Origin of the sequence: Nocardioides albus (assembly GCF_014648255.1) — a bacterium.
Taxonomy (GTDB): Bacteria; Actinomycetota; Actinomycetes; order Propionibacteriales; family Nocardioidaceae; genus Nocardioides; species Nocardioides albus.
This window is the reverse complement of sequence record NZ_BMQT01000001.1, coordinates 60,743-84,723: the sequence shown is the minus strand read 5'-3', so window position 1 is coordinate 84,723 and position 23,981 is coordinate 60,743. Positions and strand designations below refer to the sequence as shown.

The 23,981-nt window shown below is 70.1% G+C and carries 18 protein-coding genes; 7 read left to right on the top strand and 11 right to left on the bottom strand.

Going from position 1 to position 23,981, the window contains the following annotated elements; genetic code table 11:
- Positions 1–19 precede the first annotated feature (19 nt).
- The 5 genes from IEY84_RS00365 to IEY84_RS00345 form a co-directional block, all read right to left on the bottom strand.
- A complete protein-coding gene (locus IEY84_RS00365) occupies positions 20–1,585 on the bottom strand; it encodes a DUF4082 domain-containing protein (protein WP_183541121.1) in 1,566 nt (521 codons plus the stop codon).
- 127 nt (positions 1,586–1,712) lie between these two features.
- On the bottom strand, positions 1,713–2,849 hold the full coding sequence (wecB, locus tag IEY84_RS00360; RefSeq protein ID WP_183541118.1) for a non-hydrolyzing UDP-N-acetylglucosamine 2-epimerase: 1,137 nt from the start codon (positions 2,847–2,849) through the stop codon (positions 1,713–1,715).
- 4 nt (positions 2,850–2,853) lie between these two features.
- Complete coding sequence (gene wecC / locus IEY84_RS00355; protein WP_183541115.1) at positions 2,854–4,110, bottom strand: UDP-N-acetyl-D-mannosamine dehydrogenase; 1,257 nt, start codon at positions 4,108–4,110, stop codon at positions 2,854–2,856.
- A gap of 9 nt (positions 4,111–4,119) precedes the next feature.
- Entirely contained in the window at positions 4,120–4,932 is an 813-nt protein-coding gene (locus tag IEY84_RS00350; RefSeq protein ID WP_183541112.1) for a WecB/TagA/CpsF family glycosyltransferase, read from the bottom strand.
- The gene (locus tag IEY84_RS00345) at positions 4,925–6,115 is read right to left on the bottom strand and encodes a hypothetical protein (protein ID WP_183541109.1); all 1,191 of its coding nucleotides are present in this window, start codon (positions 6,113–6,115) and stop codon (positions 4,925–4,927) included. Before IEY84_RS00345 ends, IEY84_RS00350 begins: the two co-directional genes overlap by 8 nt.
- A gap of 305 nt (positions 6,116–6,420) precedes the next feature.
- Between IEY84_RS00345 and IEY84_RS00340 the strand changes: the two genes are divergently transcribed.
- Positions 6,421–7,605 carry a DUF1972 domain-containing protein gene (locus tag IEY84_RS00340; protein WP_229788178.1) on the top strand — a complete coding sequence of 395 codons (1,185 nt, stop codon included), beginning with the start codon at positions 6,421–6,423 and terminating at the stop codon, positions 7,603–7,605.
- On the opposite strand, the gene IEY84_RS00335 is transcribed toward IEY84_RS00340, so the two are convergent.
- From IEY84_RS00335 to IEY84_RS00320, 4 genes are all read right to left on the bottom strand, one after another.
- Positions 7,542–8,744, bottom strand: coding sequence for an MFS transporter (locus tag IEY84_RS00335; protein WP_229788177.1), 1,203 nt, complete (start codon positions 8,742–8,744; stop codon positions 7,542–7,544). The genes IEY84_RS00340 and IEY84_RS00335 overlap by 64 nt on opposite strands.
- Before the next feature lie 156 nt (positions 8,745–8,900).
- Entirely contained in the window at positions 8,901–10,085 is a 1,185-nt protein-coding gene (locus IEY84_RS00330) for a Cmx/CmrA family chloramphenicol efflux MFS transporter (RefSeq protein WP_183541106.1), read from the bottom strand.
- A 190-nt stretch (positions 10,086–10,275) separates the two neighbouring features.
- A complete protein-coding gene (locus IEY84_RS00325; RefSeq protein WP_183541102.1) occupies positions 10,276–12,183 on the bottom strand; it encodes a glycosyltransferase in 1,908 nt (635 codons plus the stop codon).
- Positions 12,180–12,923 carry a CDP-alcohol phosphatidyltransferase family protein gene (locus IEY84_RS00320; protein ID WP_183541099.1) on the bottom strand — a complete coding sequence of 248 codons (744 nt, stop codon included), beginning with the start codon at positions 12,921–12,923 and terminating at the stop codon, positions 12,180–12,182. The genes IEY84_RS00325 and IEY84_RS00320 overlap by 4 nt, the downstream gene beginning before the upstream one ends.
- Positions 12,924–13,081: 158 nt before the next feature.
- Between IEY84_RS00320 and IEY84_RS00315 the strand changes: the two genes are divergently transcribed.
- Both IEY84_RS00315 and IEY84_RS00310 read left to right on the top strand, forming a co-directional pair.
- Entirely contained in the window at positions 13,082–14,203 is a 1,122-nt protein-coding gene (locus IEY84_RS00315) for a glycosyltransferase family 4 protein (protein WP_183541096.1), read from the top strand.
- Between the two features lie 2 nt (positions 14,204–14,205).
- Entirely contained in the window at positions 14,206–15,678 is a 1,473-nt protein-coding gene (locus IEY84_RS00310) for an oligosaccharide flippase family protein (protein WP_229788262.1), read from the top strand.
- Here IEY84_RS00310 and IEY84_RS00305 read toward each other — a convergent pair.
- Positions 15,665–16,801, bottom strand: coding sequence for a right-handed parallel beta-helix repeat-containing protein (locus IEY84_RS00305; RefSeq protein WP_183541093.1), 1,137 nt, complete (start codon positions 16,799–16,801; stop codon positions 15,665–15,667). The two genes, IEY84_RS00310 and IEY84_RS00305, sit on opposite strands and share 14 nt — an antisense overlap.
- Positions 16,802–17,020: 219 nt before the next feature.
- Here IEY84_RS00305 and IEY84_RS00300 point away from each other — a divergent pair, with 219 nt between their 5' ends.
- From IEY84_RS00300 to IEY84_RS00285, 4 genes are all read left to right on the top strand, one after another.
- A complete protein-coding gene (locus IEY84_RS00300) occupies positions 17,021–19,321 on the top strand; it encodes a phage tail protein (RefSeq protein ID WP_183541090.1) in 2,301 nt (766 codons plus the stop codon).
- Positions 19,322–19,440: 119 nt separating this feature from the next.
- Complete coding sequence (locus IEY84_RS00295; protein WP_183541087.1) at positions 19,441–20,064, top strand: hypothetical protein; 624 nt, start codon at positions 19,441–19,443, stop codon at positions 20,062–20,064.
- A gap of 11 nt (positions 20,065–20,075) precedes the next feature.
- On the top strand, positions 20,076–21,722 hold the full coding sequence (locus tag IEY84_RS00290) for a hypothetical protein (RefSeq protein ID WP_183541085.1): 1,647 nt from the start codon (positions 20,076–20,078) through the stop codon (positions 21,720–21,722).
- An 11-nt stretch (positions 21,723–21,733) separates the two neighbouring features.
- Positions 21,734–22,621: a glycosyltransferase family 2 protein gene (locus tag IEY84_RS00285; protein ID WP_183541083.1), complete on the top strand. Its 888-nt coding sequence runs from the start codon at positions 21,734–21,736 to the stop codon at positions 22,619–22,621.
- Here IEY84_RS00285 and IEY84_RS00280 read toward each other — a convergent pair.
- The gene (locus IEY84_RS00280; protein ID WP_183541081.1) at positions 22,597–23,979 is read right to left on the bottom strand and encodes an O-antigen ligase family protein; all 1,383 of its coding nucleotides are present in this window, start codon (positions 23,977–23,979) and stop codon (positions 22,597–22,599) included. The two genes, IEY84_RS00285 and IEY84_RS00280, sit on opposite strands and share 25 nt — an antisense overlap.
- Between the last annotated feature and the right edge of the window lie 2 nt (positions 23,980–23,981).

Sequence of the window (23,981 nt, the reverse complement as noted above, 5' to 3'; positions counted from 1 at the left end):
TACCCAACATGGATGAGGGTCAGGGCGTGACCGGCTTGCCGGCGTCAGGGCCGTCCGCCCAGACGTTGCCCGTCCAGGTGTTTCCGGAGCCGACCCACTTCGCCACAGGCCCCCAGTAGCCGCTGCGTGGAAACTGCTTGGTCGAGAACACGTTGTCGACGACGCGGAGTCCTGCGCCCGTGCCGGGACCGGCGTAGACGGTGTAGCCGCCGCCCTGGAGCCAGTTGTCCTCCAGAACACCCTCCGACGGCGCGTAGCGCGGGTCGCCGATCCAGACCGCAGCAGTCTGGTTGTGGTCATTGACGATGGTGTTGTGAGTGATCCTCCAGCCGCGGTAGCCGTCCGCGGTGACTCCGTCGAAGTGGGAGTCGGCATCGCCATCGAGCCCGTGCACGTAGGAGTCGGTGAGGCTGCTGTTGTGCGCCAGGCGTACGCCGTCCTCCATGCCTGACACGTTGACGCGACGCGCGTTCACCGTGCCGCCCTCGTAGGCGGCGATCCCGGCGAGCGTGGTGGGGGAGGTCCCGACGATGGTGGTGTCCTCGATGACCGTGTTCTTGCCGTAGGTGAGGATGCCGTAGTAGGCGGTTGTCGTCAGGTGGACGTTGCGGATGACGACGTTGTCCGCCCGGATGGTCAGCTGGCCGTTGACCCGGGCATTCGAGATGACGGCTCCGTCGGTGGTGACCGTGGCGCCTCCGCGGGGGCTGAGCGTGCCCTTGGGGCCGGTGTTCGACGCGTTCGGGTAGGTCGCGGACGGGGCTGGAGTGGCCGGGCTCGACGGAGCGGGGCCGGACGGAGTGGCGGATCCCGACGGTGACGAGGTCGAGCGGGTGGCCGAGGCTGACGGCACCGGCGAGCTCGGAGCCGGGGAGGACGGCTGAGGACTGAGCGTGGGGCCGGGCACGGCAGTGCTGGGGACGAAGCGGACGTCGACGAAGTAGTTGGAGTTGCGCCAGTTCTCGGTAGGGAAGCCGCCGCGGGACCCGTAGCGGTAGACGCCCGCTCCGCGTGGGGCGACGACGCTCCGGTTGGCCACCTCGTTGTCGAAGCCGTGCTGCTCGGCGGTGTAGCCGGCGGGAGCGAGGTACGAGGCGACGTACGTTTTCCCAGGCCCGACCCGCACCGGCTCGTCGAAGGTGACCGAGTGCCAGCCGAGACCGTCGTCAGCTGGGAAGGTCGCCGTCGCGAGGCGCTCGCCGCTGCTCGACCACAGGCTGCCGGTGTTCACCCGGCCGGTCGAGGACTCGCCGTAGAACCTGACGCCGACGACCGTGCCGGGCCGGGCGACCTCGAAGCGCATACCGAGCTCGACGGGGAGGGTGTCCGGGTCTGCCGACGGGTCCGGGACCAACCCGGCGTCGAAGACGCCCTCCGTGGCGGCCGCCGGAGATGACGAGGTCAGGTTCGTGATGGCCAGCAGCGCGGCGAGCGTGCTGACGGCGACGACGGCGATCAGCAGGGCTGTGCGCCGGGTGCGGATCCGCTTCTGCCGACGCCGGGTCGGGGCGGGGCCCGTCATCGGTTTTGCTGGTGGGTTCTCGACGCCGTGCCCGAAGCCATCCATGCGGTCGATGTTGTTCACTGCGCTCTCCCCGTGGTTGCGGTGACAGCGGCCATGTAAACACCGGTGAACGCCGATAAGTCACGTCTAACGGGCAAATTCGCCCTTGTGGAGACGGAAATACCCAATGTGTAGGAGCGAGCAGACGTCAGGCGACCCAGTCTGGGAGTCGGCGGCCGAGGCGGAGGAACTCCTCGACGGCAGCCCGGATCCGCGGCGAGGCGGCTCCGTCACCGTAGGGGTTCACCGCCTGCGCCATCGTGCTGTACGCCGCCGGTGAGGTCAGCAGGGTCGAGACCTCGGTGACGATCCGGTCCTCGTCGGTGCCCACGAGCCGGACAGTCCCGGCGGTGACCGCCTCCGGGCGCTCGGTGTTCTCCCGCAGCACGAGGACGGGCTTGCCGAGGCTCGGTGCCTCCTCCTGCACGCCGCCGCTGTCCGTCAACATGATCGAGCACCGGTCCATGGCGTACGCGAAGTCGCTATAGGAGAGCGGGTCGGTGATCGTCACGTTCGCCATGCCCTCCAAGGGAGGCAGGATGACCTCGCGGACGACCGGGTTCAGATGTGCCGGCAGCAGGAAACGTACGCCGGGGTGCTCCTTGGCCAGCCGGGCGACCGCGTTCGCGGTGCGGGCCATCGGCTCACCCCACGACTCACGGCGGTGGGTCGTGACCAGCACCGCGGGGCGCCCGTCGAGGACGCTCAGGGCCGGGTTCTCCAACGGCAGCCGTCGGGCAACGACGTCGAGGAGCGCGTCGATGACCGTGTTGCCGGTGACGACCACGTCGGCAGGGGCGATGCCGTCGGCGTGCAGGTTGTCGCGGGACCCGGGAGTCGGTGCCAGATGAAGGGTGGCCAGCTGCGATGTCAGTCGCCGGTTGACCTCCTCGGGGAAGGGGTTGTAGCGCTCGTGGGTACGCAACCCGGCCTCGACGTGAGCGACCGGCACCTTCTCGTAGAACGCTGCCAGGGCCGCGACGAACGTCGTCGAGGTGTCGCCCTGGACGACGACGACATCGGGCTGGACGCGGCGGATCGTCGCGGTCAGTCCGTCCAGGATCCGCTGGGTCACCTGGTAGAGCTCCTGGCGTGGCCGAATGATATCGAGGTCGAGGTCGGGGACGATGCCGAACAAGCTGTTGACCTGGTCGAGCATCGCTCTGTGCTGGCCGGTCACCGCGACGGTGACCTCCAGACAGGGCGAGCGCCGCAGCTCGTTCACGACCGGAGCCAGCTTGATCGCCTCGGGCCTGGTGCCGTAGATGACCATCACGTTGGGCATGGCACTACCTCCACAGCCCGACGGTGTCGTAGACGACCTTGCCCGCCAGTCTCGATCGGCTCAGCGACTTGAAGTGGTCGTGGGCGACCAGCATCACCACGATGTCCGCCGCCGCGATCGCGTCGGCGGCCGCCTCGAGTCGTACGTTGTCGAGGCCCTCGAGTGGCATCGGCAGGGACGACACGTGCGGTTCGGCCACGCGTACGTCGAGGTCAGGGCACTTGAGCGCAAGGTGCTCGACGATGTCGATGGCCGGGCTCTCGCGCAGGTCGTCGACGTTGGCCTTGTAGGCCAGTCCCAGGCAGGCGACCGTCGGGCTCTTGAACCGCTCGGTCTTGCGGGCGACCTGATCGGCGACGTGGACGGGCTTGTGGTCGTTGATCTCGCGGGCCTGCCGGATCAGCCGGGAACGGCCCGGGTCGGCGCCGACGATGAACCACGGGTCGACGGCGATGCAGTGACCGCCGACCCCCGGGCCGGGAGTGAGCACGTTGACCCGGGGGTGGTGATTGGCGAGCCGGATCACCTCCCAAACGTCGAGCTCCAGGTCCTCGCCGATCAGCGAGAGCTCGTTGGCGAAGGCGATGTTCACGTCGCGGTAGGCGTTCTCGACCAGCTTCGCCATCTCGGCCGATGCGGCGTCGGAGATGACGATCTTGCCCTGGGTGAAGACCCGGTAGATCTCGGCGGCCTTCTCGGCACATCGCGGTGTGATCCCGCCGACCACCCGGTCGTTGGTGATCATCTCGATCATGATCCTTCCCGGGAGCACCCGCTCCGGGCAGTGCGCGACGAAGACGTCAGGCACGCCCTCCGAGGCGTGCGGCAGCACCAGGTCCGGCCGCATCTGGGCGATCTGCTCGCTGATCGCGCGGGTCGTGCCCGGGGGAGAGGTCGACTCCAGGACGACCACCTCACCGCCCTTGAGCTTCGGCGCGATCGCCTCGACCGCCGAGCGTACGTAGGCGAGATCGGCCTGGTGCGCCTCGGCGAACGGTGTCGGCACCGCGATGATGTATGCATCGGCCTCCGGCATCTCCGTCGAGGCGGTCAACCGTCCCATCGCCACGGCGCCGCTCACGGCCGCGGACAGGTCGGGCTCGACGAAGGGCACCTCACCGTGGTTGACGGACTTCACCGTCGCCGCGTTGATGTCGACGCCGACGACGTCGATGCTACGTACGGCGAGGCAGGCCGCGGTCGGCAGACCGATGTACCCGAGACCGACGACAGCGACGCGTCCATTGAAGGTTGCTGGCATTGCGATTCCTTAGCGTGGGATCGAGAGTTCGGTGGGGGTGGTGCTGTTCGGTTCGGCGGACCGGGGGTAGAGCGGTCGCGGACGGACAAGCTCCTTCGTCAGCAGAGCCAGGAACGCGAGGTTGGTGACCAGATAGCGGCGCCAGAGCCGGCGAGGCTCCTGAAGGACGCGGTAGGCCCACTCCATGCCGAGACGCTGCCACCCACGCGGTGCTCTGCGGGTGACGCCGGCGAGGACGTCGAAGGACCCTCCGACGCCGTGCATCACCGGCACCCCGAGCTCGTCTGCGTACGTCCCCAGGAAGATCTCCTTCTTCGGGGTGGTGATACCGAGGAAGAGCATGTCCGGCTGGGCCTCGCGGATCTCCGCGGCGACGTCCGCCGACTGGGCATCGGTGAAGTAGCCGTCACGGGTGCCGCTGAGCTCGAGACCCGGCCAGCGCTCGGCGACGGCACGCTCGAGCTGGGCGAGCACCTCGGGCCGAGCGCCGAGGAGATAGACGCCGAGGTGCTTGCGATGCGCCAGGTCCAGCAGTCCTTCGAACAGGTCGATCCCGGCCACCCGCTCCGGCAGCGGCTGGCGCAGGATGCGGCTCGCCCAGACGACGGACTGGCCGTCGGCCAGGGTCACATCGGCCTCTAGCAGCGACTCACGCAGCAACGTGTCGGTGGTGAGCTTGGCGATCTTGGCGGCGTTGACGACCGCGACGAGCAGTCGGGTCCGCCCGCTGATCGCCTCGTCGGCACGCTCGACGGCCTGCGCGAGGGTCAACGGGGCGATCCGCAGCCCGAACAGGTACCGCTCGGCTCTGGGCTCAGTCATCGCGCTCACCAACCGGCGACAGCCAGGCATAGAGGAGCCAGCCGAGCTCGTAGGGCCGGCACTCGTGGTCGACCACGCCGGCCGGAAAGAGCCGGTCGATACCCGGAAGATGAAGGCCAGGGCGTACGCCGGTGGTGACCGCGCCCAGGGCGCGAGCCGCCTTCGGAGGCTCCCGTCGGCCGACCTTGCGCCAGATCAGCCCGAACCGGTCGCTGATCAGCTCCTCGACGGTCTCGGGGTGGGTGCGGAGCCAGCTCAGCCCGGACGTGATGGATGCGCGGTGGTCCGCGCCACCGCACTCTCGGAGGTCGTGGAGCACCATCGGTGCCATCGCGTGCTGATGGACGCTGTAGACCGGGTAGTCCTCGACCACCGACCCGTCGCGCACGTCGTAGTGCCACCACCACTGCCCGGTCGGGCCCTGGAGGTCGCAGAGGCGCTGGGCAGTTCGATCGGCGGCCTGCAGCATCCAGGTCTCACCGGTCAGGCGGGCGCCGAGAGCGAGCGCCTGGAGCGGGTAGACCTGGTCGGCGAAGCTGCCGACGTGTGCACGCCAGCGCTGCTGGGAGCTCGGCGGGAGGGCATGCGGGTAGACGGCCCGCGGCCCGAGATGACGCCGCAGGAGCGCGGAAGCAGCATCGATGGTGGGCTCGGTGTCGCCGTGCGGCGCCGCTTTGACGGCGGCGGTGAGTGCCCAGGCTCCCGCGACCGTGGCGATGGGGGCGCCGGAGGTGATCAACGCGGCGAGCCGGCGCAGCAGCGCGTCCGCATGCGTATCGGCGACCTCTGCGGCCGCCCAGGCGGCGAGCGCGATCTCGCCCGGGTCGTCGGAGGTGATCGCCTGGCCGGCGACCTGGAGCGCGATGTCGGCGGCGGTACGTCCGTCCAGCACGCTGCGCTGCTGGGCGGCCGTCAGTCTCGAGAGCCCAAGCGCGGCCATCGCCGCGTAGCGCAGGCTCGTGCCCTCGCGGACGACCGTCACACCGTCGGCACTGGTCACGCCGCGCACGGTCTGGGCGAACGTCGCCGTGACGGGGTCGTAGGCCGTCGCGAGCCCGCGCACGGCGAGCGCCACCAGTTGGGTCACCCGCGAGGGCACGGACGGGTCGAGCTCCGCTGCCGCGCTGACGCGCGGATGATCCTGCACGGCGACGGTGATGGGCTCGGCCAAGGCGTGCTCCACGATTCTTCCTCCCGGTGGTTGCCGATGCTCGAGATGCCCCGAGGGGGACGCTGCGAGCGTAGGAACGCGGGAGGGCGGATCTGGAGACGTGATAGCCGGATACCCAAGAGAGGTGAGGGCCGCTCGTTGTGGGGATCGGAGGGCGCCAGGGCAGGAATTCGGGGGCGTTCCGAGAGCACCGGCTAGACCATTTGGGGGAACGGACCCCCAAATTCGGGTACTTGACCCTGCTCATCCCGTTGGATGGCTCCTTGTGCTGAAAATAGGAGCCGTCGGCTCCTAGCCCAACTAGGAGTCAACCCCACGTGACCCCAATTGTGCGGATGCTCGGGACCCGTGGGGTCCCGGCTGCCCACGGCGGTTTCGAGACCGCGGTGGAGAACATCGGTCTGGACCTGGTCGACCGCGGCTGGCGCGTCGTCGTCTACTGCCAGGACGACGAACCCGGGGCGGAGCTGCGTACCGACTCGTGGAAGGGCATCGAGCGTGTCCACGTGCCGGCCCGTCACGACGGTCCGCGCGGGACGATCGAGTTCGACGTCGGCGCGGTGCGGCACGCCGCTCGCGAGGCCGAGCAGGACGGCAGCGTGTGCGTGACGTTCGGCTACAACACCGGTGCGCTCAACGCGGTGCTGCGCTCTCGCCGCGTCCCCAACATCATCAACATGGACGGCATCGAGTGGAAGCGGGCCCGCTGGTCGGGCCCGGAGAAGGCATTCCTGTGGACCCAGGAGCGAGCCGCCTGCTGGCTGGGTGACCACCTGATCGCCGACCACCCCGAGATCGCTCGCCATCTGGCCACCCGGGTGCCCGCCGAGAAGATCACCACGATCGCCTACGGAGCCCCCGGCATCATCGACGCTCCCGACTGGGCGGTCTTCGACCGCGGTCTGGAACCGGGCACCTACCTCACCCTGGTCGCCCGGCCGGTGCCGGAGAACAGCATCCTCGAGATCGTCCGCGCCTTCTCCAGCCGCCGCTGGGGTCGCCAGCTGGTGGTCCTGGGTTCCTACGACCCGGCGGACGCCTACCAGCGCGCGGTCCTCGAGGCGGCCAGTGACGAGGTCGTCTTCCTCGGCGCGATCTACGACACCGACATCGTCTCGGCCCTGCGCTTCCACTCCGTGGCGTACGTCCACGGGCATCAGGTCGGCGGCACCAACCCGTCGCTGGTCGAGGCCCTCGGCTGCGGCAACGCGGTGATCGCCCATGACAACCGCTACAACCGCTGGGTGGCCGACGACGCCGCCCTCTACTTCTCCGACGAGGCCGGCATCGTCTCGGCGTTGGAACGGCTCCTCTCCTCCCCGGAGCTGGCTGCGTCACTGTCCGGTCACGCCCGCACCCGGCACTCCGCCGAGTTCACCTGGAGCCGGATCACCGACCAGTACGAAGCGCTCATCCGCGCCCACCTGCCCGACGCGGCTCAGACGTCGGTCGCGACCTCCTCGGAGCGGGGAGCGGGCTCGCGTGCGGTGAAGGCGCGGTAGGCGAGCACCGAGGCGACGGTGAGGACCGCCGCGGTCACGGCGCACGCGATGAAGAGGGTGTGCCACTGGTCGTGGTCGGCTGCCGGTCCGGCGATGACGGCGGCGATCGAGCTGCCGATGAAGAGCGAGGCGGCGAAGCACGCCACGACGGTGCCGCGCGCCTCGGGCACGATCGAGGTGGCCCAGGTCTGCAGCGAGGTGTGCAGGAAGGCCCAGGTGATCCCGAGCATCACCACGATGCCGATGATGGTGGGCACCGAGACGCTCATCGCCGCCACGGCGTACCCAGCGGTCAGAGCGATGCCGCCGATCGCCATCAGCGCCCATCGCGGGAGCCGCCGAGTGAGGGCCTTGAGGACCTGCGAGGAGAGCAGGACCGCGATGCCGTACGCAGCGGCCGCCAGGCCCGCTCTCGCGGCGTCGACGCCTTGGGCCTGGAGGGCAGGCGCGAGGAGGGTGAGGACACCGAGGACGAGACCGCCCTCGACGAAGACCAGGATCCCGACCACGACCACCCAGCGGTTGCTCAGTGCGGCTCTGAACGCGGCGCCCACTCCGTTGCTGGTGGTGCGGGGTGGTTCGGCGAGCGAACGCAGGCCCCAAGCGCTGACCAGTGCCACGACCGCCGGCACCGCGAACACGACCCGCCACCCCACCAGCTGGCCGGTGATCCCCGCCGCGGCGGCGGCCAGCGCGGTGCCGACCGCCATCGCGGCCATCAGATCGGAGAGGGCGCGCTGCCGGTGGGCGTCGGAGACGGTGTCACCGACGTACGTCAGCGACGTCGGCACGATCGCCCCGAAGAACGCCCCCGCGACGACGCGTACCGCGACCAGCGTCACCAGGTTGGGCGCCGCCGCCGAGATCATCCCCGCCACCCCGGCGCCGACCAGCGCCCACCGCATCAGCCGGATCCGGCCGAACCTGTCCGACAAGGCGCCCCACAACGGCTGACACAGCCCGTACGCCAGGTAGTAGCCGCTCGCGATCGCCACCGCCTGTCCGACCGAGACCCCGAACGTCGCCGCGACGAGGACCAGGATCGGGCTGACCACGAACCTGTCGAAGCTGCTCACGAACGAGGCGACCGAGATCCAGAGCGGCGGGCGTGTGGGGGATGAGTCGCGGGACAGGGACACCCCGTCAGGCTAGTAAATGACGCGAGAAGTCAGTTTTCGACGCCGAGAAGTCAGTTCTTGACGTCGAGAGGTCGGTTCTTGAGATTCACGGCGTCAAGAACTGACCTCTCGCGCTCAGAAGCTGACGTCTCGGCGTCAAGAACTGACTTCTCGCGCTCAGAAACTGACTTCTCGGCGTTGAGTGCGGGCGCCACCGGCCAGTCTCGACAGGAGCATCACCGCGAGCGCTAGGGCGGTGAGGCCGGCGGCGACCCATATCGGGGCGAGCTCGCCTGCTTCGGTCGCGAGCGCGACTGCGCCTAGGACGGGGCCGGCTGCGGCTCCGACGTTGAGTGCAGCCGTCGCGTACGAGCCGGCCATCGTCGGTGCGCCGGAGGCGGCGTAGAGGACCTGCGCGATCAGGGTGCTGCCGACGCCGAACGAGAGCATCCCCTGGACCAGCACGAGGACGACGAGGAGCACGGGGTTCGAGCCGGCCAGGGCGAGCGCGATCCATCCTGTCAGCAGCAGCGGGCCGCCGACGGCGAGAACCAGTCCTGGCCTGGTGTCGGACAGCCTGCCGGCGATCGTGACGCCGAGGAACGAGCCGACCCCGAACATCACCAGCACCACGGAGATCCAGGCTTCTCCCAGTCCTGCCGTGTCGGTCACCACCGGTGCCAGGAAGGTGAAAGCGGCGAAGGTGCCGCCGTTGACCAGGGCGCCGAGGAGCATCGCGACGAGGAGACGGGGTGAGCGCAGCTGGCCCAGCTCGGCGCGGAGGCTCGACGAACCGGTGCTGACCTCGGCTCGGTCCTGGTTGTCCGCGATGCCGCGCAGGATGCCGATCGCGGCAGGAACGCACAGGAGCGAGATGGCCCAGAACGTCGTACGCCAGCCGGCGGCGGTGCCGAGCAGTGCCCCTGCGGGAACGCCGGCGACCGTGGCGATGGTCGTGCCGGACAGCAGGATGGCGACCGCTCGGCCCTTCCTGTCTGTGGGCACCAACGTGGTCGCCGTCGACAGCGCGACGGCGAGGAAGCCCGCGTTGGCGAGCGCACTGAGCACGCGCGCAGCGAGAAGGATCGGGAAGACCGGCGTGAGCGCGGCGACCACGTGGCAGGAGGCGAACAGGAGCAGACAGGCCAGCAGCGCCGTACGCGGGGGCCAACGGCGGGCGAAGGCAGCCATCAGCGGCGCGCCGAGGACCATTCCTGCGGCGAACGCGGAGGTCAGCAGGCCCGCGGTGCCGACGGTGACGTCGAGATCGGTGGCGATCGCGGGCAGCAGACCCGCGAGCATGAACTCCGAGGTGCCCATGACGAAGACCGCCAGGGCAAGCATGTAGAGAGCGAAAGGCATCGAGTACTCCGAGGTGAGTGGTCAGAAGATGGTTCTTCTGGTCACCACGGCCAGTGGCCCGGAGCAGGCCGAGCGCCCGCTCAGATCGCGGGCGGAAGGCTCAGACGTTCACGGGGCTGGCGGTGTGACCGGCAGCCCCTGACCTGTCTGACTCGGGACTCGACATGGCTCAGATGCTAGCCCAAGAACCTCAGGGCAGCAGCGCCGCCCGGAACGCCGCCGCATGCAGCGCAGCCGATTCCGGCCACTCTCGTGCCGACAGATCGGGCCGGCCGGTCGGCGGGTCGGTGGCGACGCACTTCAACGCGCGCTCCAGGTCCTCGATGGTGAGGGTGCCCTCGAAGAGATGGAGCCAGCCCTCGCCGACCTCCTCGGCCAGGCGGCGGTTGACCTCGTTGTCGGGCGCCAGGACCGGGGTGTCCAGGGAGAGTGCGAGCAGCAGCGCGCCGGAGTTGTGCATCGCCCGGTAGGGCAGCACCACCAGCGCTGCCTGCGCGATCTCGGCGGCCAGCGTGGCGTCGTCGGCGTAGCTCAGCTCGGCGCTCACCCGGGCGTCAGCGGCAACCGCGGCCCGGACCTGGTCGGCGAGAGCCGGGTCGGTGGGGGAGCCGACGAGGCGTACGTCCAGGTCGGCCTCGGGGTTGTCGGCGACCGCTTCGAGAAGCAGCTCGACGCCCTTGTAGGGCTTGATCAGGCCGAAGTAGAGCACCCGCCTGTCGACGGTCTCGACGGGCCCGGTCTCGGCCATCGCCTCGACGATCGGCTCGAACCAGTCCCGGTAGTGGGCGTGGACGATCGTCGAGGTCGGCACCTCGAGCGGGGGAGCGGTCTGGTCGGTGAGCCGGATGACGTGCGTGGTGCGACGCTCGAGCGCGTCCAGGAGCCGGTGGTTCCAGCGGCTCAGGCCGTCCGGTCGGACGAGGTTGTGCCAGGTTCGTACGACCGGGGTCCGGGTCAGCCGGAGCCGGATGATGAACACGGTGGTGAGCAGGCGGCGGGCCAGCCTGCGCAGCGGCGTACGTGCCGACGTCATCAGCAGCTCGGGCCAGTGCACGTGAAAGACGTCGTAGCGGCCCGCGATCGCGCGGGCGAAGCTGAACAGCAGGACTTCGGTGTCGTCCCGCTGCCTCAGAGTCTCGATCAGCTGAAAGATGTAGGGGTTGGTTGTCGCGCGCAGCTCGTGGACCGACTCCAGCACCCGGACCGGCCGGTCGCGGCGCCCGTCGCGCAGCCCTCGGACCACCGCGGAGACCGGTCGCACCGGGTGCAGGAGCTGCCGGCGTCCGCCACGCATCAAGATCTCGTACGCAGCCCCGAGAGCCCCGCGGCGCCAGGCCTGCTGTCGCTCCTGGCTGAGCCAGGTCCGGGCGAAGAGGGCACGGTTGCGGATGTTGAAGTAGTAGTAGGCGGGCGACTTGGCGCGGGATCCCTCCGCGCGCTGGGTGCCGCCGCCGGAGTGGACCGCCGTGGCTCCGTCGACGATCCCGACTCGGCCGCCGAGGGCCTGGACCCGGGCGCAGAGATCGACGTCCTCCCAGTAGAGGAAGTAGCGCTCGTCGAAGCCGCCCAGCCGCTCCCACAGCTCACGTGCGACCGCGAAGCACGCCCCGGTGACCCACGGCAGTGCCTCGGCCCCCGGATGCTCGGCGCGGCGCCGCCAAGGACGCATCATCCCGGTGTCGAGGTCGAGATCGAGGCCCGCGGAGGCGACCTCACCGTCTGCTCCGAGCACCGTCGGGCCGGCGAGCAGGAGGGGATCGGCGTCGACGGCCGCGATGAGGCGTACGGCCGACTCGGCGTCGACGGTGGCATCAGGGTTGAGGAAGAGCAGCACCTCGGCGCCCTCGGCCAGCGCGGCCGCGGCGCCCAGGTTGCAGCCGGCGCCGAAGCCGGTGTTGGAGCCCGGGAAGACACCGATCCAGCCCTCCCGCTCGCAGAGGTCCCGAACCGCAGCCCGGTTGGCGTCGGTCGAGTGGTTGTCGACCACGACGATCCGGGCGGGCCGCAGCGCCGTAGCGACCTGGGTCGTGTGGTGCTCGAGCAGCGCGGGATCGCCATAGCTGACGACCACCACGGCAAGTCGCGCGAGGTCACTCACGATGAGCCGTCCAGCGCCCGCAGCTCACGCCACCACTTGCGCAGCGCGATGGCCAGCGCGGCGGCGTTGCAGACGAAGACCAGGAGATAGGTCCACTGGAAGAGCACTCCGAAGCCGAGCAGTACGAACATCCAGCACTGCGCGCCGTAGTCGATCGGCAGCAGCGCCCACTTGCGCAGCGGGTTCTCGGGCACCGCTGCCGACGACCCGGCGGAGGACGGACGTAGCGTCGGCATCAGGATCAGACCGAAGTACGTCACCACAGCAACCACCTCGAAGCCCAGCGGCACCAGCAGCCAGCCGTCGGTGGCCGGGCCGAAGCGATACCAGGACACGAGCACCGCCAGGTGCAGCGTGGCGGTCTTGAAGCAGTCGATGGTGTGGTCGAGCCACTCACCCGAGCGTGACCCACCTCCACGCAGCCGGGCGAGCTGACCGTCTGAGGAGTCGAGCACGTAGCCCGTGGCCAGCAGCACCGCGACCAGGATCCCCGTCCACCAGTGCGGCTCGACCAGCGCGAGCACCAGCAGGCCGGCCGCCGAGAGCGTCGCGCTCAGCGCCGTCACCTGGTTGGTGGCCGCGCCGAGCGTGTGCGCGGCGGCGGCGACGACCCGGCCGGCGGGTCGGTTGACGAGCCGCGAGTAGGCCGCCGTGTTGAGCGACGGTTTCTGCGCCTGACCCAGCGCCTCCAGATGTGCACGGAACCCGCCTGGGGCGCGTTCGGCGCCGGTCGCGGCCATGCTCGATCCTGCTTTGCTCATACGTGGGGGAGGACACCGGGACCTTAGTCGAGCCAGGATCGCCACGGGGTTGCTCGGGGCATCCGCTCCCCAGATCTGGGGAGGGCTTCGCTGGGACTTTCGGCCCGGGCCCCTCGGGTGTCATACCGTGACCCATCATGCATCTGTTGGTCGCCCATCCGTCGCCGGACGTCTACGGCTCCGATCTTCAGCTGGTCGAGACCGTATGTGGGCTGCGCCAGGCGGGGCAGCAGGTCATGGTGGTCGTCCCCGAGCACGGCCCACTGATCCCGCTGCTCGAGGCAGCCGGGGCGAGCGTCGAGGTGATGGCGTTCCCCGTGCTGCGCAAGGCCTACCTCAGCCCGGCCGGCCTGGTGCGACTCGCCGCGGCGCTGATGGTCTTCTGGGTGCGTGCAGCTCGTCTGTGGCGCCGGGTCAGACCGGGCCGGATGCTGGTCAACACGGTGACGATCCCGTGGTGGATCCTCGTCGCCCGCGCAGCGCGCGTCCCCGTGGTCTGTCACGTGCACGAGGCCGAGGACGACCAGCCGAAGCCCGTACGCCTCGCCCTGGCTGCTCCGCTCCTGCTGGCCAACCGCGTGGTGGCCAACTCGCGGGCCTCGCGAGACGTGCTCGTGCGGACGCTGCCGGTGCTGGGGCGGCGTACGAATGTCGTCTACAACGGCGTTCCCGGACCGGAGTCCGTGACGGCGGCGCGCACCCGGATCCCCAACGCACCGCTACGGCTGGTGCTGGTCGGGCGGCTCTCGCCGCGCAAGGGGACCGACGTGGCCCTCGAAGCGCTCGCCGAGGTGCGTCGAGGCGGGATCGACGCGCGGCTGAGGGTGTGCGGGTCGGTCTTCGCTGGCTATGAGTGGTTCGAGCAGGAGCTCCGCGACCGGGCAGATTCAGCGGACCTGGCTGGCAGTGTCGACTTCCTCGGATACGTCGAAGAGCCTGAGAGCGAGCTCGAGCAGGCCGATGTGGTGCTGGTTCCCTCCCGCGTCGAGCCGTTCGGAAACGTCGCCGTCGAGGCGCTGCTCGCCGAGCGTCCGCTCGTCGCGAGTCGCGTGCAGGGCCTGGCCGAGATCGTGCGCGACGGCGAGACCGGTCTGCTGGTGACCCCCGGTGACGCGGGGGACCTGGCCGCGGCGATTCGACGGCTCGCCGCCGACCCCACCCTCGCCGCCGAGCTCGCCGCCGCCGGGCGCAAGGACGCCGAGGAACGCTTCGGTGCCCAGCGCTACCGTGACGAGATCGCGGCCGAGGTGCTGGGTTGAGCGTGGACTCCGAGCGGCGCGGGCTCGGGCGGAGCGCTGCCCGCGGCGGGATGGTGGTGCTCGGTGGCCAGGGCGTACGCATCCTGGTCCAGGTCGCCTCAGTCGTGGTGCTGTCACGGCTGCTCACGCCGCGCGACTACGGCCTGGTCGCGATGGTGCTGGCGGTCGTCGCGGTCGCCGAGATCTTCCGTGACTTCGGGCTCTCGACGGCCGCGATCCAGGCCAAGGCGCTCACCCGGGCGCAGCAGTCGAACCTGTGGTGGCTCAACGCGGGCCTGGGGCTCGCCCTCGCGCTGCTGGCGGTCGCGGCCGCTCCGCTCATCGCGGCCCTCTACGACGAGCCCGCACTCACCGCGCTGACCATGGCGATGGCCGGGATGTTCGTCCTCAACGGCATGGCCGCGCAGTATCGCGCTGACCTCACTCGCCGGCTGCTCTTCACCCGGCTCGCTGCCGCCGAGGTGGCGGCGCCGCTGCTGGCGCTCGCAACCGCGACGTACGCAGCAGCCAACGGTGCCGGCTACTGGGCCCTGGTCGTCCAGCAGGTCGTCCAGAGCGCGGTCGCGCTGACCTTCGCCGGGTTGCTCGCCGGCTGGCTTCCGGGCCGCCCCCGACGTGGTGTCGAGATGGCTGGGTTCCTGCGTTTTGGCTGGTCACTGGCGGGTACGCAGCTGATCAACTATGCCGCCAACCACATCGACTCGGTGCTCATCGGCACCCGCCTGGGCGCCCACGAGCTGGGCACCTACAACCGTGCTTGGCAGCTGCTGATGACCCCGCTGGGCCAGCTGCGCGCTCCCACTACGACGGTGGCGCTACCGGTGCTGAGCCGCATCCGCGACGACCCGGCATTGACCCAGCTGTTCGTGCAGCGCGGCCAGGTCGCGCTCGGTTACAGCCTCGGCGCCGGCCTCGGGCTGGTCGCGGGCGCGGCGGCACCGGTCTGCGCCCTCCTTCTCGGCCCGGCCTGGGATGTCGCCGGCATCGTCGCCCTGCTCGCCTGCGCCGGCCTGTTCCAGACGCTGGCCTACGTCGGCTATTGGGTCTACCTCGCCCACGGCCTGACCACGGAGCTGCGTCACTACACCCTGGTCGCCTCGGCGCTGAAGGTCGTCTGCGTCGTCGCCGGGGTGCAGTACGGGGTCACCGGCGTCGCGGTCGGCTACGCGACCGCCCACCTGCTGGAATGGCCGCTGTCGCTGTGGTGGATCTCGCGCCGCACTCAGCTCCGCGTGGGGCCGCTCTACCTCGGTGCTGCCCGGATCCTGCTCGTCGCCGGCACGGTCGCCGCCAGCGCGTACGCCACCGCCCAGGCGCTCGATGGGCAGCACCCCGGAGTCACGGTGCCGGTCTGTGTGATGGCCGGGGCTGCGGCGTACGCGCTTCTGCTGGTTGTCCCGCCGATCCGCCGCGACGTGATGTCGCTGGTGGTGACGGTGCGGGGCGCGCTGACCCGGAAGCTCAGCCGCGACTGAGCGCCACCGGGCGACCGGTGTCGTCCCAGACGTTGCCGGAGTGGGCGATGTGGGTGGAGGACGGGTGGATGATCGCGCAACGGTCGATCCGCTGGTCGTCGAGGAACCGGTTGTCGCGGATCACGATGCGGTCGACTGGGCCACGGCCCTTCTCGGCGATGTTGACCGTGCAGCCGCCTCCGCCGAGGAGGTTGTCCCGGATGGTGACCCCGTTGACCTCGCTGATGCTCTGGGTGATCTGCACGCCGGCGTTGTACGCGCCGGTGAACCGGTTGTTCGCGATCGTGATGTTGCCCCCGCCGATGATCTGGATCGAGTCGTCGTGGGAGGCGCCGCCGCCCTGGTAGGGGTCGCTCTCGAAGTGGTAGTTGTGGTGAAACCAGTTGTTGCGCACCGTCACGTTGCTCCCGGTGATGTGCACCTGGTCGGTGACGTGATGGATCTCGGAGCCCTCGAGCGTGAAGTCGTGGCCGACCACTCCGTTGACGCCCGGTGCGGCATCGGCGGCCAGCACCTCGACCTGACTGACTAGCATCCCCGCGCCGTCGGCGTTGTTGTTGGAGATCCCGGCGCTCTCGGTCCTGGTCGGCACGATCACTCGGGTGTTGCGGATCGTCACGTTCGGCGCCTCGACCTGGACCCGGCCGTGCACCTCCAGGCCGTCGACCACCTTCCCCGCGGTCCTGATCACCAGGTCGCCGCGGTGGACACGCAGCTTCTTCTTCGGAGGTACGCCGGTGTGGTCCGGCCCCGGGTTCTGCCCTGGGAAGTCGGCAGGCGTCGATGCCAGCGGGTCGCCCTCGACCGTCTCCTCGCCCGACGAGCCCGGGCGGTCGCCGGGGCGGTTCGGCTCGCTCGAGTCCGCAGGTCGCTGCTTCACTGTCGGGCGAGCGGAAGGTTCGGTCGAAGGGCTGGGGATGCGTGTGGATGAGGCCGATGGAGAGGCCGAGGCCGGCGCCGACGGCGTCGCCGGCCCGCCGAAATCGTCGGGCGGCAGGTCGCCGTAGGTCCGCTCCGCACGCGGTGCGCTGTCCTGGGCCGGATCCGAGGTCAGCGCGGAGGTCGCGCCCAGAGCGAGCACGGTCGCCGCCGTCGAGACACCGAGGAGGAGAAACCGAGCCAACGGGCGTACGCCCTTCTGTGAGGGTGCAGATGGCAGAGACCTGCGACCGAGCTGATGTGGCGGGAGTCTGCACCACGCAGTCTGCGCGGGTTGAGTGCCTACGTCCACACTCATACCCGATTCTGGTGACGGGAATCGTGACCGACGGGCGGATGAGGCGGATCTCCCCGACACTTGCGTGTCGCGGCCGAGGTGGCTGCCTTGTGCAGGGATGGATGGATGACCCGGATTCTGGAGAATTGGCGTCTGCTGACGGCCGGGGCCGCCGTAGCCGTGCTGGGGATGAGCAGCCTGGCGATGTCGGGAGGGGCGACGGCCGACACCGCGCCGATCGACTCCGAGCTTCCGGAGACGGTCTCGGCCGACGTACTTCCGACGGTGCAGATCGACGGGGTCGCCTGGAAGCAGGTGATCGTCGGCGACATCGTCTACGTCGGTGGCAACTTCACCTCCGCGCGCCCGGCCGGCGCCGCGCCCGGCACCAACGAGACGCCGCGGGCCAACATGCTGGCCTACCGGCTCTCCACCGGCGAGCTGATCCCGGGCTTCGCGCCGGCCTTCAACGGCCAGGTCAAGGACATGGCGCTCTCGCCCGACAAGAGCCTGCTCTACGTCGCGGGCGGCTTCACCCAGGTCGATGGCGTGAACCGCTACCGCGGCGCGGCGATCAACCTCGCCACCGGCAGCGTGACGAGCTTCCGGCCGATCTTCAACTCGACCACCAACGCGGTTGCCGCGACCGCCGACGCGGTCTACTACGGCGGGGTGTTCACCTCGGCCGACAACACCCCGCGTACGAAGGTGGCGGCTTTCAAGCCCAGCGACACCGGCACCCAGCTGCTCCCGATGAGCCCCACCGTGTCCAACGGGTCTGTGCAGGACGTCGTGGTCTCGCCCGACGGCGCCGACATCGTGATCGCCGGCAACTTCACCCGGGTCAACGGCTCCTCCAACCCGGGCTACGGCCTGGCCCGGATCGAGGTCGCGACCGGTGCCTCGCTGTCGCTCCCGGTCAACTCCGAGGTCCGCAACGGCGGATCCAGCTCGGCGATCCTCTCGTTGGAGTCCGACGGCACCAGCTTCTACGGTTCCGGCTACCACTACGGCAGCGGCGGCAACGTCGAAGGCTCCTTCAAAGCCGACTGGGCCACGGGCAGGCTGACGTGGCTCGAGGACTGTCACGGCGACACCTACGCGATCTGGCCCACGGCCGACGTGGTCTACCAGGCCAGCCACAAGCACTACTGCGGCAACTCCGGCGGCTTCCCGGAGACCAGCCCGCGCAGCTTCCAGCACTCGACCGCGGTCACCCAGGACGTACGCGGCACCAACACCCGTGACATCTACGGCTACCCCGACCACCCCGGCACCCCGCGGCCGGAGTTCCTGGAGTGGTATCCCACGTGGACGCCCGGCACCTTCACGGGCTCCAACCAGGCGCCCTGGACGGTCGCGGCCGACGACGACTACGTGGTCTACGGCGGTGAGTTCCTCGAGGTCGACGGCGTCGCCCAGCAGGGGCTGGCGCGGTTCGCGGTCAAGGAGATCGCCCCCAACGATGTCGGGCCCGCACTTTCAGGCGCGGACTTCCCGCTCACTGCGACTTCGCCCGCCGACGGCCAGATCCGGCTGACCTGGCCCGGCAACTCCGACAAGGACAACGCGACCGTCACCTACAAGGTCTACCGAGGGTCGACCGACGTCGCCCCGATCCACACCAACGCCGTCACCGCGGCGTTCTGGAAGCAGACCACGCAGAGCTTCGTCGACGCCGAGGCGCCGCCGGGATCCACCCAGCGCTATCGCGTCGTCGCCGAGGACGCCTTCGGCAACCAGGCGCCCACCGAGTGGGTCACCGTCGAGGTCGACGGCGAGCCCGTCCCGCCGGCCGAGGGAACCGTCGCCGAGGACACCTTCGAACGAGCCGAGGCGAGTGGCTGGGGCGCCGCCGAGACCGGGGGAACCTGGACGCGCAGCGCGGGAACAGCCGGCAGCTTCTCGGTCTCCGAGGGTCGCGGCTGGCACTCGGTCACCCCTGGCGCGACCACTGAGTCCCGGCTCGAGGCGGTCTCCGCGGCCGACGTCGACGCGACCGTCAGCGTCGGAGCCTCCCGGCTCCCCGATGCGGGCTACGTCTGGTCGATCCTCGGCGCCCGCGTCTCCGGCACCGACCACTACGCCTCGCGGCTCCGGTTCAACCCGGACGGCACCGTCGGCCTCCACCTCGTCCGCAGCGGCACCCCGGTCGTCGGCGCCAACGTCGTCCCGGGCCTGAGCGTGACGCCCGGCGACCGGTTGATGGTCCGCCTCCAGGTCACCGGGACCGCGCCGGCGACCGTGCGCACCAAGGTGTGGTCGGCCGGCTCCGCGGAGCCGTCAGGGTGGACGTACGAGCTCTCCGACTCGACCGCGGCCAACCAGGTCGCGGGCGGGGTGATGCTGCGCGGCTTCGGCTCCTCGACGATCGGCACCACGCCGGTCCGGGTCGGCTACGACGATCTGTTGGTCACCGAACCGTAGGCGGGATACCCGATCTTGGGGAGTGTGCGCGCGGATCCACCCGCGGGCGGCCGACTTGGGCTTGAATGCGACGTCTTTGATCCATCGTCTTGTCCGACCCCGCCCGCGGAAGATCCCCCATGCTCCGTCAAGTCCCGCGCTCGAGGATGTACGTCGCGGCAGCCGTCGCTGCCGTCGTCCTGGTGATCGTCGCGGTCACGCTGATCGTTCGTGACCCGTCCGGTCCGGCCGCCTCCGGGTCGGATCCGACGGCGGCCGCCACGCCCTCCTCGACGTCGACCCCGTCAGAGAAGGAGTCCGCATCGTCGCCTGACTCGGAGGACGACGAGGCGGGCAAGCCCTCCGACGGCAACCGTGCGCTCGGCCTGAAAGCCGTGGCGACCACCTCCCCGGGCGTGACTGCCCGGCTGGCCAAGATCGACTCGGTCCAGGCCACCGCGAGCCTGCCCGGCGAGATCGGCGGCCCCGCGCTCGCGATCACCGTGAAGGTGAAGAACCAGACCGGGAAGAAGCTGGACCTGGCGCTCGGTGTGGTCAACGCCTACTACGGCCCCGAGCGCACCCCGGCGGTCAGCGTCGCCTCCGACGGCGAGGTGCCGTTCCCGGCATCAGTCGCCGACGGCGGGTCGGCCACCGGCGTCTACGTCTTCCAGATCCCCGAGAAGGCCCGTCCCGTCCGCGTCGAGCTCGACCTCGGCAACGGCGCCGATGTGGTGGTCTTCAAGGGCCGCCCTCAGCGATAACCATCCCCACGATGAGAGATGTGATGAAGCCGATCCTCGCTGTCTTGGCGCTCGTGGCCACGAGCCTGACCCTGGCGACCGCTGTGACCTCCGCCTCCGCGGACACCGCGCCGACCGACCCCGACCTGCCGAAGACGGTCTCTGCCGACGTACTTCCGACCGTGCAGATCAACGGCGTCGCCTGGAAACAGGTGATCGTCGGCGACGTCGTCTATGTCGGCGGCAACTTCACGTCCGCTCGTCCCGCGGGCGCCGCGGCCGGCACCAGCGAGTCGGCGCGTTCACACATGCTGGCCTACCAGCTCTCCACCGGAAAGCTGATCACCGGCTTCGCGCCGAAGTTCAACGGCCAGGTCAAGGACATGGCGCTCTCACCCGACAAGAAGCTGCTCTACGTCGCCGGCAGCTTCACCCAGGTCGACGGCGTCAACCGCTACCGCGGCGCGGCGATCGACCTCGCCACCCGCAAGGTCACCAGCTTCCGGCCGATCTTCAACTCGACCACCAACGCGGTCGCGGCCACCGCGTCCGCGGTCTTCTACGGCGGCGTGTTCACCTCGGCCGACAACACGGCGCGTACGAAGGTCGCGGCGGTCAAGCCCAGCGACACCGGCACCGGCCTGCTGCCGATGAACCCGAAGCTCGCCGGCGGCAACGTCAACGACATCGTGGTCTCCTCCGACGGCACCAAGATCGTCATCGGCGGCGCGTTCACCAGCGTCAACGGCTCCTCCAACCCGGGTTATGGCCTGGCCCGGATCGAGGTCTCCTCGGGCAAGTCGCTGGCGCTGCCGGTCAACTCCGAGGTCCGCAACGGCGGCTCCGCGGCGGCGATCCTGTCGCTCGAGTCCGACGGCACCAGCTTCTACGGCACCGGTTACGACTACGGCAGCGGCGGCAACTCCGAGGGCTCCTTCAAGGCTGACTGGGCCACCGGCAAGCTGACCTGGCTCGAGGACTGCCATGGCGACACCTACGCCATCTGGCCCACCGCCGATGTGGTCTACCAGGCCAGCCACAAGCACGGCTGTGACACCTCCGGTGGCTTCCCGGAGACCAAGCCGCGGGCGTGGCACCACGCCACCGCCACCACCCAGGACGTACGCGGCACCAACATCGCCGACGACAAGTACGGCTACCCCGACCACCCCGGGACCCCGCGCCCGGAGTTCCTGGAGTGGTACCCCAAGTGGACCAACGGCACCTTCACCAGTGCCAAGCAGTCGACGTGGACGGTCACTGCCAACACCAGGTACGTCCTGTTCGGCGGCGAGTTCCTGAAGGTCAACGGCGTCGCCCAGCAGGGCCTGGTGCGGTTCGCCGTCAAGGACGTCGCCCCCAACAAGGTCGGCCCGACGCTGAAGGGCGCGGCGTGGGCGCTGACGGGGTCCTCGCCCTCTGCGGGCAAGGCCACGCTGAAGTGGCCGGGCAACCCCGACAAGGACAACGCCACCGTCACCTACAAGCTCTACCGGGGCTCGATCGACTCGACGCCGATCAAGACCGTCAAGGTCACGGCCCCGTTCTGGAAGCACGCCGCGATGACGTTCACCGACACCGGCCGCCCCAGCCGCTCGGCGCAGAAGTACCGCATCGAAGCAGTGGACCCGCTCGGCAACGTCTCCCGCTCCGACTGGGTGACGGTCACGATCAAGTGATCTGGGTCTGCATGCTCACGTATCGGCGCACCGAGGGGGTGGCCGACACGGTGGGCATGCTCCGTGCCCAGCTGGATCTGGTCCCTGACGCTGGGCTGCTCATCGTCGACAACGACGTGCAGCCCAGCGCTTCCTCCGCGGTGGCGGAAGCAGCCATGGGTGACGTACGTGTCCGCTATGTGCACGAGCCGACCCCCGGCATCGCCGCTGCTCGCAACCGGGCGCTGGAGGAGGCCGGTTCCGAGGCGGTCGTCATCTTCATCGACGACGACGAGCATCCCTCGGAGAAGTGGCTGCCGACCTTGATCGCCTGTTGGCAGGAGACGGGCGCCGCTGCCGTGGTCGGACCGGTGGTCTCCGCCTTCACTGCCGAACCGGACCCCTGGATCACCGCGGGTGGCTTTTTCGTACGCCTGCGACACCCCACCGGCACGGTCGTCACCACCGCCGCGACCAACAACCTTCTCCTCGACATGCGCCAGGTCGGCCCGCTCCGATTCGATCTCGGCTTCGGCCTCGCCGGCGGCTCCGACACCGTCTTCACCCGCACCCTCTCAGCCGCCGGCGGCCGGATCGTGTGGTGCGACGAGGCTCCGGTCCACGACCTGGTTCCCTCCGAGCGTGCGACCCGAGAGTGGGTACGCGCCCGCGCCTCCCGCATCGGTAACTCCGACGCCCGGGTGCAGGTCCACCTCGCGTCCCCGGGCCGCCGACCGGTTGCCCGGCTGCGTGCCAGCGGCCGCGGCCTCGTCCGCGTCCTGGGGGGATCCGCCCGTGTCGTCCTCGGTGGCCTCGTCGGCTCGTCGACCCATCACGCCCGAGGCACCCGCACCATGCTGCGCGGCCTGGGGATGCTCCGCGGTGCCTGGGGCTCCTACGTGACCGAGTACGCGCGCTGACCTTCGGAGAGGTAGCGGCGGCGAGCGCGCTGATCACGCCGTCCGGTGCGTGCGCGCGGCTGCCGCGGCTTTGGTGCAGGCCGGGAGGAGTCGGCACCCTCCGTGCGCTGCAGCAGGAACACCCCGAGCGCCAGCGCGAGCGGCGGCAGCGAGCTGATGATCGGCCCGAAGAAGAGGTTCCAGCCGAGCTGTAGCGCGAGGAAGATGCCGAGGGCGGAGCCGGTGCGGTGGGCCATGCTGCGGCCCAGATAGCCGGTGGCCAGCCACAGCAGCCAGCCGGACAGGACCAGTCCCGCGAGACCGAACCAGATCCAGAGGTCGCCGATCAGCGAGTGCACCTCGATCCGGGTGCCGAACATGTAGTGCTCGACGTAGCCGTTGTCCGGGTCGTAGCCGAGCGCCGACATGCCCTGTTTGGCGGCCTGCATGTCGGTCGGCGTCGCCATGACGCCGGCACCGTAGCCGAGCGGCTCGTGGAGCATGAGGGCGACCGTGGCCCCGATCTCCGGGCGGCCGCCGAGGATGAGTGATCCGGCGGTCTGGGTCTGCAGCTCGGTGCGCTCCTGCGCGGACTGGCCGAGATAGCCCTCCAGCGCTGCCCCTTCGAGCGCGCGGTAGAGCCCGAGCCCGAGGGCGCCCACCAGCACCAGCGAGAGCAGCACCGAGGTGGACTTCTTCGCGGTCACCGGGCGGTGCTGCCACACCAGCAGCATCGCGGCCATGATCAGGAACGCGCTCATCGACCGGGCCCCCGAGAGCGCGGTCACCCCGGTGAGCGCCCCGAGCGCGACCAGCTCGGCCAGGAGCTGCTTGCGGGGGCGCCGCTTGATCATCAGGCAGGCTCCCAGGAGAAGCATCGTCGAGGGCATCGAGAACCCGAACCGCCACGGGTCCTCGGCGAATCGCGAGTTCATCGTCGCGGTCATGAACGATCCGACGGCGTAGAGGCACACCACGATCCCCGGCGACAGCACGCGCCGTGCCCACAGGAGTGCCCCGACGCACATGGCGGCCGAGACGACCGGCAGCAGCTCGAAGAGCACGCCGGCCTCGGTCGGCGGGTGGGTCGCCGAGCGCCAGATGGCGAGCGCCAGAGCAGAGACGAAACAGGCAAGGAGCAGTACGCCGCCCAGCACTGCCCCGCGATAGCGGCTCGCCTCCCGGATCCAGACCGGCGCCAGGGCAGCACCGACCAGGCCACCGACCGTCAGCCCTCTGACCAGGCCGTAGTCGGTCCCGGCGAGGAACGCCGCCGCCCCCGCCAGCAGCGCGGCCAGCACCTCCCAGCCGGTCCGCTCGACCCGCTGGGTCGGCCGGGTTCGGGCGCGCGGAGAACGCACCGCGGTCGCGACCGCCACGG